Origin of the sequence: Echinicola strongylocentroti, assembly GCF_003260975.1 — a bacterium.
GTDB lineage: Bacteria > Bacteroidota > Bacteroidia > Cytophagales > Cyclobacteriaceae > Echinicola > Echinicola strongylocentroti.
In genome coordinates, this window is record NZ_CP030041.1 from 503,545 (window position 1) to 519,574 (window position 16,030).

Annotated in this window: 14 protein-coding genes; 10 read left to right on the top strand and 4 right to left on the bottom strand. The window is 43.7% G+C overall.

All coding sequences use genetic code 11. The features are described from left to right. Nucleotides 1-60: 60 nt before the first annotated feature. Together DN752_RS01935 and DN752_RS01940 are read right to left on the bottom strand one after the other, a co-directional pair. Nucleotides 61-1,071: a bile acid:sodium symporter family protein gene (locus DN752_RS01935; RefSeq protein ID WP_112782413.1), complete on the bottom strand. Its 1,011-nt coding sequence runs from the start codon at nt 1,069-1,071 to the stop codon at nt 61-63. A 131-nt stretch (nt 1,072-1,202) separates the two neighbouring features. Next, the gene (locus DN752_RS01940) at nt 1,203-1,949 is read right to left on the bottom strand and encodes a TrmH family RNA methyltransferase (RefSeq protein WP_112782414.1); all 747 of its coding nucleotides are present in this window, start codon (nt 1,947-1,949) and stop codon (nt 1,203-1,205) included. A 15-nt stretch (nt 1,950-1,964) separates the two neighbouring features. Here DN752_RS01940 and tamL point away from each other — a divergent pair, with 15 nt between their 5' ends. The 3 genes from tamL (at nt 1,965) to DN752_RS01955 (ending at nt 5,974) form a co-directional block, all read left to right on the top strand. Next, entirely contained in the window at nt 1,965-4,382 is a 2,418-nt protein-coding gene (tamL, locus tag DN752_RS01945; protein ID WP_112782415.1) for a translocation and assembly module lipoprotein TamL, read from the top strand. Between the two features lie 85 nt (nt 4,383-4,467). After that, nucleotides 4,468-5,376 carry an oxygen-dependent coproporphyrinogen oxidase gene (hemF, locus tag DN752_RS01950; protein ID WP_112782416.1) on the top strand — a complete coding sequence of 303 codons (909 nt, stop codon included), beginning with the start codon at nt 4,468-4,470 and terminating at the stop codon, nt 5,374-5,376. Between the two features lie 4 nt (nt 5,377-5,380). After that, complete coding sequence (locus tag DN752_RS01955) at nt 5,381-5,974, top strand: phosphatase PAP2 family protein (RefSeq protein WP_112782417.1); 594 nt, start codon at nt 5,381-5,383, stop codon at nt 5,972-5,974. Nucleotides 5,975-6,104: 130 nt separating this feature from the next. Here the strand turns inward: DN752_RS01955 and DN752_RS01960 are convergent, their stop codons facing one another. Beyond that, nucleotides 6,105-6,692: a riboflavin synthase gene (locus DN752_RS01960; protein WP_112782418.1), complete on the bottom strand. Its 588-nt coding sequence runs from the start codon at nt 6,690-6,692 to the stop codon at nt 6,105-6,107. Nucleotides 6,693-6,826: 134 nt separating this feature from the next. Here DN752_RS01960 and DN752_RS01965 point away from each other — a divergent pair, with 134 nt between their 5' ends. The 6 genes from DN752_RS01965 (at nt 6,827) to DN752_RS01990 (ending at nt 11,553) form a co-directional block, all read left to right on the top strand. Further along, nucleotides 6,827-7,480: a protein-L-isoaspartate(D-aspartate) O-methyltransferase gene (locus DN752_RS01965; RefSeq protein WP_112782419.1), complete on the top strand. Its 654-nt coding sequence runs from the start codon at nt 6,827-6,829 to the stop codon at nt 7,478-7,480. Nucleotides 7,481-8,042: 562 nt separating this feature from the next. Then, entirely contained in the window at nt 8,043-8,585 is a 543-nt protein-coding gene (locus DN752_RS01970; protein WP_112782420.1) for an acyl-CoA thioesterase, read from the top strand. A gap of 58 nt (nt 8,586-8,643) precedes the next feature. Then, entirely contained in the window at nt 8,644-9,288 is a 645-nt protein-coding gene (locus DN752_RS01975) for a hypothetical protein (RefSeq protein WP_245949425.1), read from the top strand. Between the two features lie 2 nt (nt 9,289-9,290). After that, nucleotides 9,291-9,614 (top strand): DUF3817 domain-containing protein, encoded by a 324-nt coding sequence (locus DN752_RS01980; protein ID WP_112782422.1) that lies wholly within the window; start codon nt 9,291-9,293, stop codon nt 9,612-9,614. 16 nt (nt 9,615-9,630) lie between these two features. Then, complete coding sequence (locus DN752_RS01985; RefSeq protein WP_112782423.1) at nt 9,631-10,647, top strand: hypothetical protein; 1,017 nt, start codon at nt 9,631-9,633, stop codon at nt 10,645-10,647. Nucleotides 10,648-11,064: 417 nt separating this feature from the next. After that, nucleotides 11,065-11,553, top strand: a complete 489-nt coding sequence (locus tag DN752_RS01990) for a Dps family protein (RefSeq protein WP_112782424.1) — start codon at nt 11,065-11,067, stop codon at nt 11,551-11,553. Between the two features lie 89 nt (nt 11,554-11,642). Here DN752_RS01990 and DN752_RS01995 read toward each other — a convergent pair whose 3' ends face one another. Then, the gene (locus tag DN752_RS01995) at nt 11,643-14,192 is read right to left on the bottom strand and encodes a phosphoenolpyruvate carboxylase (RefSeq protein ID WP_112782425.1); all 2,550 of its coding nucleotides are present in this window, start codon (nt 14,190-14,192) and stop codon (nt 11,643-11,645) included. Between the two features lie 273 nt (nt 14,193-14,465). Here DN752_RS01995 and DN752_RS02000 point away from each other — a divergent pair, with 273 nt between their 5' ends. Beyond that, a complete protein-coding gene (locus DN752_RS02000; RefSeq protein ID WP_245949426.1) occupies nt 14,466-15,701 on the top strand; it encodes a lactonase family protein in 1,236 nt (411 codons plus the stop codon). The last annotated feature ends 329 nt before the right edge of the window (nt 15,702-16,030 follow it).

A 16,030-nucleotide genomic window follows, 5' to 3' on the forward strand; every position in this document is an offset into this window, starting at 1 on the left:
CAAAATCACTATACAGTATGAAAGCTATAGTGCATAGCAAATAAAGCTTTTGGTCAAACCTTAGCCCAGGCCATTTTCTCCCCCCTTCTTACCCCTCTCTGCCAGTTGCTGGGCTATGATGCTGCCAGTCACCAACTGCAAAGCGTGGTAAAGCATCAGGGGAAGTAAGACCACTCCAAAAGTAACAGGGTCAGGAAAGAGCACTTTGCCCATGGCAGCACCTTGGACGAGGGACTTTTTGGAGCCGCAGAAGAGCACGGTGATCTGATCGGCTCGCTCAAAGCCCAACAGCCTGCCCATGCCGTACATCAAGGCCGCCATCATCAAAAACAGCAGCAACATCATTCCTCCCAATCCTACCAAAAACGCCCAGCTTCTCCCCTCAAACATCCCCCTGCCCACTGCGGCAGAGAAAGCCGAAAAAACAATCATCAAGATGATAGACTGGTCAAGGTTTTTGAGGGCGGTGCTGTGTCTATTGACCCAAGGCCCCAAGACGCGATGCAAAAGAAAACCTCCCATCACCGGAAACAGCACCTGCAAGCTCAACTGCCAAAAGGTATTCAGCAAATCAAAGCTCATCTCACTTCCTTCCAAGAACAACTCCATCCATATCGGGGTAATAAAAATCCCCACAATACTCGAAATACTGGCATTGAAGATCGCGGCGGGGACGTTGCCACCTGCAATGGACACCATCACTACAGAAGCGGAAACCGTAGATGGCAGCGCGGAAAGATACAACGCTCCTAGCCACATCGGATCATCACCTCCTCCCGCCAGGGCCTTTACCAGCGTCACCACTGCCGGAAACACCAAAAACGTTGTGCTCTGGATAAGGAGATGCAGCTTCCAATTGCCCAGTCCTGATTTTAATTTGACAGGATCCATTTTTACCCCATAAATGAAAAAGATCACCGATACCCCGTAATGGGTGATCTCCTTAAACGGAATAATGCTGTCCTCTGCCCCCAACTCTGGGAATATATTGGCCAGGACAATTGTCCCTATCAAGGCCAGAAAAAAACCGTTGAGACCGGCTTTGGTGAGGATCTTTTTAAGTTGACTCATTCCTTTACTGGTTAATGGTTACTAGCTTTACTGGTACACATTGCATACTGGTTACTCCTAACTGATCACTGGTTACTTGTATTGGGGCCGGCCCTGCTTACTTCCTTTAAAGCGCCGAAGCCGCTTAAGACTCAATGCCCACCTCTCCTAAAATTATCACAAATTACAGCAGTGGCAATGGCCACATTAAGGGATTCGGCATGGCCAAATGATGGAATGGTCAGCTTCTGGCTAACCAATTTCTCCAGCCGGGGACTGATTCCTTTGGCCTCATTGCCCATCAGGATGATTCCCGCTGGTACCAACGTGCTCCTATGGATGTCCTCTCCCTCCAAAAACGCCCCATAAATGGGTAGTGCCTGCTGGGGCAGGTAGGCTTCAAGGTCGGTATAAAAAAAAGACACCCGCGTAAAAGAACCCATGCTGGAATGAAGCACTTTGGGATTATAAAAATCGGCCGTTTGTGAAGAAAGCACCAGCTTATGGATACCATACCAGTCGGCGATCCGGATGATGGTGCCTAGATTTCCTGGGTCACGCACATCGTCCAGTGCTATGGCCAGTTCCCCTTCTCCGATATCAAATGGTGTATTTTTCTTAAGTTTGGCTACTGCCAAGGCTGCGTCGTTGGTTTGAAAAGAGCCTGCAGACTCCAAGGTCTTTGGGGACACTTCATAGCTCGCCGCATTGCAGGAACTGATCAGCTGGGAATGTTCTTCATGGTATTTGGCAGTATAAAGAAGATGCGTAACTTCAAAATCCGAAAGCAGTAATTCCGTTACATTTTTGGCGCCTTCCACAAAAAAAGCGTCCTCCTGTTTACGGAATTTTTTCTGTTGCAAGGATTTAATAAACTTAAGCGTATTTTTGCTGATCATTAAGGTCGATTAGTTGTGAATAAAACCAAATATATAAACTTTATTCTTGCCTTGCTGTTGCTTTCATCATGTTCTTTGACCAAGGGGCTCGAAGAGGATGAGTACCTGATCTATGATGTAAACCTGAAAGGCATCAAAAATGCCAACGAAGTAAAGGTAAAACAACTGATCAAACAAAACCCCAATACCAGGATCCCCATCCTGAACTTCTCCCCAGGAGTCTTTATCTACAATATAGGAGAAGCCAATTATGACAGCATAAAAGTAGGCGAAAAAATAGCTTCTTTACAAGCCAAACAGCGTGACATCGAAACCCAACTAGAAACCGATCCCAACAACAACAAACTAGAAAAAAAGTACTACAAATACGCCAATAGAATAGACGACCTTAAGAAAAAGCTGAATTATGGTAACTGGTTCATGCGAACAGGAAATCCCAAAACCATCTATGACAGTGCCCAAACAGCTGAATCAGAAAAGGAAATCAAAAATTACCTGATCAATCATGGTTTTTTTGAGGCGGAAGTAAGCACCCAGATAGAACGTAGAAAGAAAAAAATATACCTCACCTATCTAGCAGAAGAAAACAGCCCCTACCTGATAGACAGCTCCTACACCAAAACCGGCGATGAAAACATCTCTTCCCTCCTCGACCGGGATGCTGAAAACAGCCTGGTGAATGCAGGACAACGGTACAATCAGGACAACCTCACCAAAGAACGTCAACAAGTGGAAGACCTGCTGAAAAACAATGGCTACTATACCTTCTCAAAATCCTATATCGAATATAATGTCTATAAGGACACCGTAGATAAGGATGTAGTTATCGAACAGATCATCAGAAAGCCAACTTATGCAGCGCAGCACAAAGTCTACACGATCGATTCGGTGATCTTTGAGATCTCTACGCCCACTGAAGTCATTACAGACCAAGAGGTGCAAAGGGAGTATGATGACATCTCCTATATCATGTACCGCGACCGCTATTCGGAAAAGATCATTGACTCCAGGGTCTTTATAGACAAAGGAGCACGCTACAACAAGGCCGAAGTACTGGAAACCCAGCGGCAACTGGCCAATTTGGACATCTTCCGCTATATCAATATTTCTTTTGATACACTGGGCAATCATATTACGACACGTATCCAGACCCAGCCCAATGAAAAATACCAAATCACCAACCAGCTGGGAGCCAGTATTACGGAGCAGTTGCCTGGGCCGTTTTTCAGTCACTCATTGCGAAACAGGAACCTCTTTCGGGGGCTGGAGATATTTGAGTTTAACTTCCGTGCCGGACTGGAGGGGGTGGCATCAGCGACGGCAGAAGGAGGCGTTTATCGCAGCCGGGAGCTCAGCACCTCTGCATCGGTGATATTCCCCCAGTTTTTGCTCCCTTTTAGCAAAAAAGGCCTCAAACGATATGGCCGGTATAATCCCCGCACAAGGACCTTGATCGGATACAACTATGTCAATCGTCCCGAGTATATCCGTGAAGGCTTTAACACCATCTTTGCGTACAACTGGGCTACCAGAAACCAGCGACAACAGTACACGATAAATGTATTGGATGCCAACTTGATCAGGTCTAATCTGGACCCGGATTTTGAGGAGCGACTCATCGAGCTCCAGGAGCAAGGAAACAACTTGATCAATTCCTTTCAGTCTTCTTACGTCAGCAGTATTTCCGGTCAGGTCATCATCAACTTCAACCAGTATGGCCTCTGGCAAAGAAACCGATCATCCTTATGGCGACTAAACTTCGAAAGTGGTGGCACCACTATTAACTTCCTGAACAAGGAACATTTCCAAAACCGCAACCTACAGTACTTTCAATTCTTAAAATTTCAATCCGATTTCAGAAGATATATTCCTATCAGCCGCAAAAGCACCTTTGCCTACCGCATCAATGCAGGGCTGGCCATTCCCTACGGAATTAGTAATGGGGTATTACCCTATGAAAAATACTTCTTTGCAGGTGGCAGTACCAGTATTCGGGCTTGGTCACCTAGGCGTTTGGGACCAGGGTCATTCACTCCCCAGACAGATGAAGAGGGCTATTTTGACTACCGCTATGAGCAGCCTGGAGATATTTTACTGGAGGGGATGTTTGAGATCCGGCGTGAGCTTTTTGGGTATTTTGATGGAGTGTTTTTCGTAGATGCAGGGAACACTTGGACGCTAAAAGAAGACCCCACCCGGGAAGGTTCCCAGTTCAAGCCAAGAACCTTCGTCAAGGAGATTGCCGTGGGCACGGGAATCGGGCTGCGGATGGATTTTGATTTTCTCGTGCTCAGGCTGGACATGGGGATCAAGGCCATCGATCCTGCCCAGCCTGAGGGTGAACGCTTTGTCCTGGACAACCTTTCATTTAAGAAACCATTGGGAGAAAAAGGACAGACCGTATTTAACATTGGTATTGGATATCCTTTCTAATGGGTTAATTTTGGAACATCGTCGCTGCCGAATCGTTTAACCATAGAAATTTCTAATTGCAGCATTATCCTTAAGTATTCTATTAATGTCAAATAGCATCAGCAAAGAGCAGATTTCCGAAGAGTTCAAAGCCATACAAGACCACATTTGCCAAGAACTGGAAGCTGGCGATGGCAAAGCCAAATTTCACGAAGACCTTTGGAAAAGGGACGCAGGTGGTGGTGGCCGTACCAGGATCATCAAAGACGGAAATATCATTGCCAAAGGCGGTGTGGCTTTTTCGGCCGTCCACGGTCCCACTCCTGAAAAAATCCTCAAAAAACTACAACTTGAAAAGGCTGATTTCTACGCTACGGGTGTCTCCATCGTGATCCACCCCAGCAGCCCTATGGTGCCGATCATCCATATGAACATACGGTATTTTGAGATGAGCAATGGCACCTATTGGTTTGGCGGTGGCATAGACCTTACCCCCCACTATGTGGACAAGGACGATGCCCGTTATTTTCATCAGCAAATCAAAGCCACCTGTGACCAGTTTGACACGGAAGCTTACCCGAAATATAAAAAATGGGCAGATGATTATTTTTACCTTCCTCACCGCGAAGAAACCAGGGGCATTGGAGGCATTTTCTTTGATCGCCTGACGGCCACGGAAACCAATTCGTTTGAGTCAACCTATGATTTTGTAAAATCCATTGGCTACCTCTTCCCTGAAATTTACCGTCACTTTATGGCCAAAAATGCCGCTTTGCCATTTGGCGAAAATGAGCAAAAGTGGCAGGCACTCAGGAGGGGAAGATACGTAGAGTTCAACTTGGTCTGGGATGCGGGGACGAAGTTTGGTCTCGACACCAATGGCCGGACAGAAAGCATTCTTATGAGCATGCCACCCGTGGCGGAGTGGGAGTACATGAACATCCCGGAAGACGGCAGCAAAGAAGCAGAGACGCTTGGATTGCTAAGAAAAGATATTGACTGGATTAACCTATAGACTTGTGATAGAAACACTGAAACATTGGGACGAAGAGCTCTTCATCTTTCTAAATGCCCAACACTTGGACTGGTTAGACCCCATCATGTTCGGGATTTCAGGGAAGCTGATCTGGCTTCCATTTTACGCCTTGTTGGTTTTTTTGATAATCAAAAATTTGGGAAAAGGCAGCATTTGGGTGTTTATTGGAATTGCCTTGGCCATACTATTCAGTGACCAGGCCACTTCCGGATTTATGAAACCATTCTTCGAGCGCCCCCGGCCCTGCCATGACCCACGCTGGGAAGGCATTATGTTTAACTACAAACACTGTGGGGGCATGTATGGTTTTGCTTCCTCACATGCCTCCAATACCTTTTCACTCGCTACCTACCTCTTGCTCACCTTCCATCGAAAGGTCAAGGGCTTCGGGTGGATGTTTCTATGGGCGGCCCTCGTTTCCTATTCCAGAATTTACCTAGGTGTACACTATCCGGCAGATGTAGTCGTAGGGGCAATCGTAGGAATACTTGCTGGGTTTATCGCTTGGTGGCTGGTCATTAAGATCAAAATGACCACCATCCGCAAAGTAGAAGAAATGGATAAGCAAGAGGAGTAAACTGCTATCTTTGGGGATTACAAATCCCCTCTGCCTGACATCCCGATTACCAATCAGGGTGAGCAGTTTCTTCTTTCTTTGCGCCTTACTATTGGTTCTTTCCTCTAAACCTGTTTGATACTAATAAAAGTCAATACCCTTTCACCATCCGCTGGATGTATTTTCCCACTATATCAAACTCCAAATTGACCTTATCCCCTACTTTCAGCTGGTGAAAATTGGTGTGCTCATAGGTATAGGGAATAATGGCTACTGAAAAGCCTCCCGGTTTGGAATTGAAGCAGGTCAGACTGGTGCCGTTTATGGTAATGGAGCCTTTTTCTACTGTTACATTGCCGACCGTCTCTTCAAAGGAAAAATCAAAGCGCCAACTTCCATCCTGGTTTTCTACCCGTTCCACTTTACCGATCTGATCCACATGCCCCTGCACGATATGCCCATCAAAACGGCCATTGGCCGGCATGCATCTTTCCAAGTTCACCCTAGTTCCTTCCTTCCACTCCTGAAGACTGGTCTTTTGGAGTGTCTCATCAATGGCCGTCACCCTGTAAATATCGCCGTCCACCTTTACCACCGTCAAGCACACGCCATTATGCGCCACAGACTGATCTATCTTCAGTTCACTCGTAATGGGTGATTTGATATCAAAATGGATATTTGTACCTTCTCGGGAAATGGCCACTATTTTGCCCATGGTTTCTACAATACCGGTAAACATCTTCTGACTAAAATTTAACGTTCATAAAATCAGGCAATAAGTAAAATTGCCCATTCAGGATTAAAATTAAGCGATTTAATCCATTAACTTAGCATTAAAAAGAAGTTTCAACGCAAATAAGTTCACTTATCATTATGATAAAATTGGAGGATAGCTATTCTCACAAAGGCCAGCGAAAAGCACTGGTAAAGACACTGGAAAGAAAGGGCATCATGGACAAGAAAGTGCTGGAAGCCATTGGCACGATTCCCCGTCATTTCTTCTTCGACAGTGCCCTGCACTCCCATGCCTATGAGGACAAAGCTTTCCCCATCGGTGAAGGGCAGACCATCTCCCAGCCATTTACCGTTGCCTTCCAAAGTGAACTGTTGGCGCTCCGTCCCGGGGACAAGGTACTGGAGATAGGCACGGGGTCAGGATATCAGGCCGCCATTCTCTATCTTTTGGGTGCAGAAGTACATACCATAGAATATAACAAAAGCCTGTATCAAAGAACCAAAAAGTTCCTTCCCAGGCTCGGTATCAAAGCTTATTTCTACCAAGGAGACGGCTCTCTTGGAATACCTGAAAAAGCACCTTTTGACAAGATAATCGTCACAGCAGGCGCGCCTGTAGTGCCCAAAAGCCTACTGAAGCAATTGAAGGTTGGCGGGGTTCTGGTCATCCCAGTGGGCGACCGAAAAACCCAAAAAATGATGAAATTGACCAAGAAAACCGCCAAGCAAATTACGCAGGAAGAATACGACAGTTTTGCTTTTGTGCCCCTGCTCGGGCATGAAGGATGGTAAGTAGCGCTATCAAGTAGTTTATAAGTATTTGGTCTATAGTACGAAGTACGAAGTATCAGTTTCTGAATGGTGACTGAGTTGTGCGGGGTCTCTGCCCCAGCACAGGCAAGAATGAAGTAGCCGTGGATAGCCTCCTTCGGCTACGCTAAGGCACCCTTAACTGTTCCTGACTTGAAATCCTTGACATCATTAGACAATTGGCGAGGGGCAATTTAACCCGGATTATGCGTTAGGAATCGTAGTGAGAGCTGAAATTGCAAGAAAATCAGTTAGTTTGGAGGCATTAGCGTAGCACCGCTACGGTTATGCCGAAAACTAAAGTGAAACGGCTGATTTTGAAGCAGTTTAAGGTCGCAACAGATAGGCTAATGCATATTCCGGGTTTAAACTGATCCTGACCCCTGTGCTGAGCATGTCGAAGGCTGCAATCCGGAAATGGAAATCGCGAACCGGCCACCTTGAGTACAAAACAAATATTTTCAGAATTTTATTTCATAATACACACTTAAATACTTGATATATAGAATAAATATTTTGTATTTTCGTGAAAAATATAATTAAAATGGGAAAAGCAAAGCGAGTACAGGAATCTGAAGTAATCATGACCGAGATGGTCCTGCCCAACGACACCAATACGCTCAACAACCTCATGGGAGGAAAATTGATGCATTGGCTGGATGTCGTGGGTGCTATCGCTGCACAGAAGCACTCCAACAGGATCGTAGTCACTGCTTCAGCAGACAGTATTTCTTTCCAGCATCCCATTGCCCTTGGCAATGTCGTCACACTAAAAGCCCAAGTAACACGCTCCTTCAATAGCTCCATGGAAGTCTATATTGAAGTATGGGCTGAGGACATCCCAGCCAATAAGAAAACCAAGACACACCGGGCATTTTTCACCTTTGTCGCCGTGGACCAAAACGGCCGTCCCATCGAGGTCCCCAAACTAGAGCCTGGCACTGATGAAGAAAAAGAACTCTTTGATGGAGCACTTCGCAGACGGCAGTTACGATTGGTGCTTTCCAAAAGAATGGATCCAAAAGATGCCGTGGAACTTAAATCCATCTTTGGTCTAGAAGAGGCATTGGGCGCAAAGAAGGAGTAGTTTTAAGGTCGATCCTCACAGATCTCAAAAGCTCCGAATCCAAAAACTCATTGAATCTGTGAGAAATCAAACAAAAGTTGTTTTCAGGAGATTTTTTGATCATTTTAGCCGTATGGAAGAAATGGACATCGACAAACTTGGATTCTTTATAGAGGAAGACATCTTCCTGATCCCAGAAGACGCCAAAGAGATACTATTGGCCGATAAATTCAAGGATTATTCGGACGATTTACCTGAGGATCATTCCACAGCAAGTGAGTCTTTGAGCGATGGATCTTCACCTGAACAGGCACAGCCCAATGAGGAATCCGGTGCATCAGTAGCCTTGACCTATGAAGGAGACTTTGAAAAAAGCCTACTGGTAATCCATCAGGACAGTCCTCTAAGTGAAGAGCTAAAAGGCTTTTTGCTAAAAATACTCAGGGCAGTATCCTATTCCCTAAAAGATATTGCGTTGGTATCTGCTTCCCAAGTGAGTAGCTTGCCTGTCAATACTGTCCAGCAACTCAACCCCCACAAAATCCTGGTATTTGGCAGCTTGAACCATCCTATCATCCAACAAAAAGAAAACAATTATGAAATCAGCAGTGATGGTGAGGTAGAATACCTATTTGCAGATAGCCTACCTGTCATCTTTGAAGACCAAAACCTCAAGAAAAATCTATGGAACAGTCTTCAGGCATTTTTCAATATCAATAAGTAAAAATGGATAACGAACACCAATTACAACTACTCAAAAGATTCAGGATCATAAGTTACGCAGAAGGCATTTCCTATCTGCTCCTGCTTTTTATAGCGATGCCGCTCAAGTACACAATGGATATGCCTTTGGCTGTCAAATACACGGGCTGGGTGCATGGCATCCTTTTTATTGTTTACGTTTATCTGGTATTTCCTACCAGAAGAGGCCTTAACTGGACATTTCGTCGGACGCTATTTGCATTGATTGCATCTGTTTTGCCTTTTGGTCCTTTTCTATTTGACAGGAAATTGCGACAACAAGGTCATAAGATAGAAGACCAAGCCTAAAAAACCATAAAGTACCATGATCGAGAAAAAGAAACACATCTATCCGATCAGCAGTGGCCTACGAAAGTACCTTATCAAATACGGAAGAGAAGTCGATATTCCGGTACATTACCAGGAGTTGCTTCGGTTCATGAGCTCCATTTCCCTTTATGACTCCAAAGGGAACGATACACTTTGGGAAACGGTATTTTATAATGAACAAGACCGTGAGGACATTCATTATAATCTAAAAAAAATCTATGCCATCCTCAAAGCTGAAGGTGACATGAGCGTCATGCAACACCTCTACGTGGACAGGGTGGACCTGTGTATGTACGGCAACACCAAACCTTTCCGCGTGCGGATCGTCAATCGCATCAATGATAATTTCGACTATTTTTATGTAAAAACAGCAGATGCTTCACGGGTATATGGGCTGGAGCTCGAACACCTCCTCTCCCCCAACCGGATAAGCTACTTGGTCTATCAGAATACATTGATAGAAGAACATATCGCTGGCATCCCTGGGGAACAGTTTATGAGGCAGTACACCAACGATCCCTTGCTGAACCCAATCCGTATTTCAAAAGAATTTGTAAAATTCAATGAGCGGTGTTTTGTTCGCCTTTTGGGTGACATGCATTCCTCAAACTTTGTGGTAGACGTAACGCCCGATTTTGAAGAAATCCACTATCGCATCAGGGCCATTGATTTTGATCAACAGTCCTATGAGGGGCGAAAAACCGTCTACCTTCCCCAATATTACAAGCAAAACAATACACTTATCCAGATGGGCATCAAACACATCACTCCTGAGTCGATGGCCCAATACCAGCGCGAAGAGCGTGCATTGATCGCTTTTAGGCTGAAGACCTCTACCATGGAAATCGAAGATATCCTTTACAGTATGGAAAGGGATATCATTGCGCCCGCCGAAAATGTGGAGAGCTTGAAAGAAGACCTTGCCAAACACTATAAAACCTCTGTTTTTTTGGGCTGTAACAACATGGGTGAAATCCTTCGTCTTAGCTTGAGGCAGGTTCTTCATAAATAGGAAAAGCCTATTGATTTTTGAAATATTGGGGGACTTGAATTCCCTTATGCCCTATGTGAATAGCACAGACATTATTAAGGATAATCCGGGGTAAACTAAAAAGTGGGGAAGAAAGAAGACTGGCAAGTCTATCTGAGGGATTTGGACAGCAACTCATCCAGACAAGTTATTTTTACCAATATCAATTCCAAATTGATATTAAATCAAAACAATACCGCATCCCTGCTGGTTGAATTACGTATAAAATAAGTAATACTTGGCACAGAATATGTTTTAAAATAAGCAGCTAAGACAAGATGAAATCAGAAGGATTTTCACCTGTTTTACATTGCTAGCCATTTTCATTTCGAAACTGGCCAATGACACAAATTTTAGTTTAGTTAATCATTAACGTTTAATTTTAAAACCATCACAACTATGATTACTTCAGAAAAAAGAGTTTTTAAGAAATTAGGTTATAACGCCGAAGAATCGGAAAAAATCGTAAAATCCCTTAATAAATTACTGGCCAATTATCACGTACACTACCAAAAGCTCAGGAACTTCCACTGGAATGTTACCGGAGGGGACTTCTTTGACCTGCACGAGAAATTTGAGGAACTGTACACGGAGTCTTTCGAGAATATCGACTTGATCGCCGAGAGAATCAGGATCTTCGGCATGACGCCACTCAGTTTGATCAAAGACTACTTGGAGCATTCCGATATTACTGAAGTGGGCACAGACTTACCATCTGATGAAATGGTAAAAGAAGTCCTCAAAGACTTCGAAGTATTAGCAGAAAACATGAATGAATGTGCAGAAAGTGTAGCAGAGCTAGGTGATTCCGCTACAGAGGACATGCTGATTGCCATGATCAAGAGCATTGAGCTGCACCACTGGATGCTGACATCATTTCTTAAGTAATTAACAAAACAGCGTAGAATTAACACCATAAAAAAATCCCCGATCTAAACTGATCGGGGATTTTTTTATGTATCGGTCATTGATAAATCTTACGCCGCATTCCTTGCTGCGTTGATAATACCAAACATGGTTCTTAGAACCAGTTTCTGCAAGACCGTATCTTCCTTACCCGTTTCCAGCATTTCTTGAATAGCATACTGTTGGATGGTGATGAGTGGCAATACTATCTTTTCCCGAATCTCTATAGACTGGCTACTTACTGCATTGTCTTCCAGTAACTCATTCATCCCTGAGATCTCCAGTATCTTCTTGAATGACTGCTGATATTCTGAATGCATCAGCTCCCAGAAACCGCCATATTCCTTATCGTCTTTTAGATAAGCCGTGGCTGGATAGTAGGATTTAGCGAGTGACTGCATGGAGTTGCCCATCAGCGAACGGAAGAAAAGGGAATCTTGGTAAAGCTTGGTCACCTGATCCTTTTTGCCTCTTTTTTCCATTTCCGTGATGGCCTTGCCCACTCCGTAAAAACCTGGAATATTTTGCTTCATCTGTGCCCATGATCCTACAAAAGGAATGGCTCTCAGGTCTTCAAACTTCATGGCCTCCCCTTTGCTTCTCTTCAGTGGTCTCGAACCGATATTGGTCTTACCAAAGAACTTGAGCGGGGTTACTTTTTCTAAGTAGGACACAAACTGTGGATGGCTCTTAAACTCCTTATACGCCTGATAACTGATATCGGCCATTTCATCGATCAACGCCCTCTGGTCATCAGTCAGCCTGTTTTCTTCGGTTGGGTACAAGTGATTCTCCAATCCAGCACTGAGCAATTGCTCCAAGTTATAGGTACAAGAAACCGGCTTGCCATAGTTGGCGCTAATGGTTTGTCCCTGAATGGTCACTTGGATTTCTTCATTTTCTACTTGGTCACCCAGCGAAGCGTAGAAGTTGTGCATGTTTCCGCCACCTCTGGCAGGAGGTCCACCCCTACCATCAAAGAACACCACGCTCACTTCATACTTTCTGGAAGCGTTGGTAAGCTCTTCCTTGGCACGCAAAATAGACCAGTTGGCTCGGATATAGCCACCGTCTTTGGTACCATCGGAGAAGCCTAACATAATGCTTTGCTTTTTGCCTCTTGCCTTCAGGTGTGCAGCATATACTTTGTTGGAATAAAGTCGCTCCATGATTTCCGGCGCTGCTGCCAAGTCATCGATGGTTTCAAAAAGCGGTACGATATCCAACTTCAGGTCTCCCTTCGGAGCCAGTGTAAGCTTATTCAACTGGTACACTTGAAGTATGTGTAGCTCTGATTGGCAATTGGAAATAATATATCGATGTAGCCCTTCGCTACCATTATTATCCTGCACATAGCTGATAGAGGCTATACTTTCGAGCATTTCCTGATGAAACTCATCCTTCAGTGACTTCGGATTTGGCAATTCCTTGAAAGAAAGAATCGTATTGATCTGCTCCTCCTCATTACCTTCCTGGTATTTTTTCAACGCATCTTTTCCTTGGGTCACTTCGATGATTTCTTCCCATAGCGCTGCGTGTTTTCTACTGTCTTGGCGCATGTCCATGGATGCAAAATAAAATCCAAACACATTCACCTTCAGGATAAACTCATCCAGAATATCCAAGAACAGTCCATCATGCGATTCGATAATGATCTCTCTGGCTTTCAAAAGAATCTTCAACAAGTCCTCTTTTGACTTCAATACTTTTTCTCCTCCATAAAGGGTTTTGTAAATACCGTTTTCGGCCTCCAGCATCAGGGACTCTACCCCTTTGAAGGTCATTCTCCTTCTCACCTTCCTGACATCCCGGTACAGACACCTAAGAATAGTTTCCTGCAACTTATCAGCCACATCCATGGTGATTTGATGTGTCACGAACGGGTTACCGTCACGGTCGCCACCTGGCCAAAAGCCGACCTTGAGCAGGTCAGGGTTATCCCATTCATGAAGAGGGATGTCAAGCCTTCTAAGCACCCTGGCCATGATATCCGGGATACTCTTGTAGAATACATGCTCTAAAAACCAGCACAAGCTGACTGCTTCCTCATAAGGAGACGGTTTTTCTTTATTGATAAAGGCCGTCTTGCCCAACTGCCTCAGCAAAGCATCGATGCTGCCCAAATCATCCTTACGGATAGCCGATTCCAGATCAGTAATGATGGCCAATACATTGCCAGGATAAAACTGCGTAGGGTGGGCCGTCAGGGTAAGACGAATGGAGAAAGTCCTTAACTTCTCGATCAGCTCTGCCTTCTTCTTATCTGTTTCCACCCTGGAAATCAACGCGTTCATGGTACCTTTACCTTTCACATCGTTGATTTTTTCAAATGCAGCATCTTCAATAGAGTCAAAAAGAACAACCTGTCTTTCTACATATTGAACCAGCTGAAACAGTAAATTGTGTTTTTCCTTGGATGAATCAGAGGCCAACATGCCTTCAAAAAATGAATTGATAATCTCTTTTGGGGTTTTCCCCTCAGTGAAGCCTTTCTTGCATTCAGAAGACAAGATCGGGAGCAAAGTCCCTGTCCTATAAATGTCATCAAATGGCAGGTCTAGAAATAAACTGTTGTAAATGGTAAACCGTTTGGCTACTTCAGTCTGGTAGGTATTTGACATGGTCTAAGGTTACTTTTTTTGAAAATTTTAATTTAATCAAAATATCTGTAAATAAAAACATTTTAATCAAAAACATCCCTAATTTACAATGAATAATTCACAAAAACACGATCTTTATTGATTATTTTATAAAAAAAAGCAGGTTTTACCGATGAATCAACAAAACATTGCTTGTTTTATTTTATTATTCAAATCAGCCTAGAAATTCCTTCCTTGCATGCCGAGCCACCAACACACAGATTATCAATCCTATGCAAATTAGCATAAAAACCTATGGAATCATTAATAAATAATATTTACCTTCATCAAACAAAAAACACTTTACAAATCGTGAAATCACCCTCCTATATCTTGCTTTTGTGTATTATGGTCACACTCTATTCATGTGGGTCCACCACCCATGAAAACGCCAAGCAATCAGCTACGGAAACTCAGCCCACTCCTATCTCCTTCTGGCTGGGCACTTACACTTCAAAACCGGATGAAGGCTTTCATCTGATCAATTTTTATCCTGAAAGCCACACTTTTGATTCTGTGCTGATACAAAGCGACATTAACAACCCTTCCTTTGTGATCTCCAATCAAAAAAGGGATTTGGTTTTTGCCGTGCAGGAAGAAGGAGGGGAAAAAGGAGGCAGTGTATCTTCTTTCAGGTTTGACCAAGCAGCCAATACCCTCAAAAAACTCAGCACCAGCTCCACTAAAGGAAGTGGCCCCTGCTATATAACCTTGTCCCCAGATGAAAAATACATTTTCGCTGGCAACTACGGGAGTGGCGACTTGGCTGTCTTACCCATCCAAGATGATGGGATGCTGGGCGAAGCTATTCAAACCATTAGTCATTCAGGATCCAGTATCAATCAAGACCGACAAACTTCCCCGCATGTGCACAGCCTCGTTTTTCACCCTAATGGAAAACAGCTCTTTGTGTCAGACCTAGGAACGGACAAGGTCTATGTCTATGATTTTGACCCTAGCAGGGAGCAGCCATTGTCTACTTCTGACCCAAGGCACTTCAGTGTAAAGGCAGGATCAGGCCCTCGTCATTTGATCTTTAATCATACAGGTGACAAAATCTACCTCATCCACGAAATGACGTCAGAAGTAGGCCTGTATGATTATAACTTGGATGAAAAAAAGGTCACTTTCTTGGACAGTTATGCGCTTACACCTCAAGGCTTTAATGGTGAGAAAGGCGCCGCTGAGATAAGGATTTCCAAGGACGGCCAATACCTATACGCCTCTAACCGTGGCGACTCCAATGAGATCATTGTTTTTAGAATCAACGAACAAACCGGAACACTTGAAAAAATTCAAGCCATCACTTCTGGTGGACTGACCCCTAGGAATTTTGCACTTTCACCGGATGAAAATTTTGTTTTTGTGGGCAATCAAAACTCAGATGTCATCTTGGCTTATGAAAGAAACCCTCAATCTGGCATTATCAAAAAAACCAATGCTGAACTAGCCATTCATCGACCTGTCTATTTCTTTATGTTGGGCAAATAACTGCCGATTCTGTAAAAGAAAAAATTTATTTCCCATTGATCAACAAATATTTATTACCTAAAACGGACCATAATAAACTTATTTCAGGATTGTTAAAAAATCCGCCAGACCAACTATAACAAAAACAACACCATGCGTATTCAAATATATTAGAAAAAAAATTACGTATTTAAATAAAAAACATCAATAAAATATTGATCAATAATCTCCATCTGACATGAATTAAACATTAACTGCAATTTAACTTTCAAAAAAATATTTTATTCAAATAGTGCAAATGTAAAAACAATCACTACCTTTGATTTATTAATTAAAACATCATTTATTAT

Bases quoted from the DNA above. Each gene is read 5' to 3' on its own strand.
- DN752_RS01935 (WP_112782413.1), bottom strand. From the start codon at position 1,071: ATGAGTCAACTTAAAAAGATCCTCACCAAAGCCGGTCTCAACGGTTTT.
- DN752_RS01940 (WP_112782414.1), bottom strand. From the start codon at position 1,949: ATGATCAGCAAAAATACGCTTAAGTTTATTAAATCCTTGCAACAGAAA.
- hemF (WP_112782416.1), top strand. From the start codon at position 4,468: ATGTCAAATAGCATCAGCAAAGAGCAGATTTCCGAAGAGTTCAAAGCC.
- DN752_RS01960 (WP_112782418.1), bottom strand. From the start codon at position 6,692: ATGTTTACCGGTATTGTAGAAACCATGGGCAAAATAGTGGCCATTTCC.
- DN752_RS01965 (WP_112782419.1), top strand. From the start codon at position 6,827: ATGATAAAATTGGAGGATAGCTATTCTCACAAAGGCCAGCGAAAAGCA.
- DN752_RS01970 (WP_112782420.1), top strand. From the start codon at position 8,043: ATGGGAAAAGCAAAGCGAGTACAGGAATCTGAAGTAATCATGACCGAG.
- DN752_RS01980 (WP_112782422.1), top strand. From the start codon at position 9,291: ATGGATAACGAACACCAATTACAACTACTCAAAAGATTCAGGATCATA.
- DN752_RS01985 (WP_112782423.1), top strand. From the start codon at position 9,631: ATGATCGAGAAAAAGAAACACATCTATCCGATCAGCAGTGGCCTACGA.
- DN752_RS01990 (WP_112782424.1), top strand. From the start codon at position 11,065: ATGATTACTTCAGAAAAAAGAGTTTTTAAGAAATTAGGTTATAACGCC.
- DN752_RS01995 (WP_112782425.1), bottom strand. From the start codon at position 14,192: ATGTCAAATACCTACCAGACTGAAGTAGCCAAACGGTTTACCATTTAC.
- DN752_RS02000 (WP_245949426.1), top strand. From the start codon at position 14,466: ATGGAATCATTAATAAATAATATTTACCTTCATCAAACAAAAAACACT.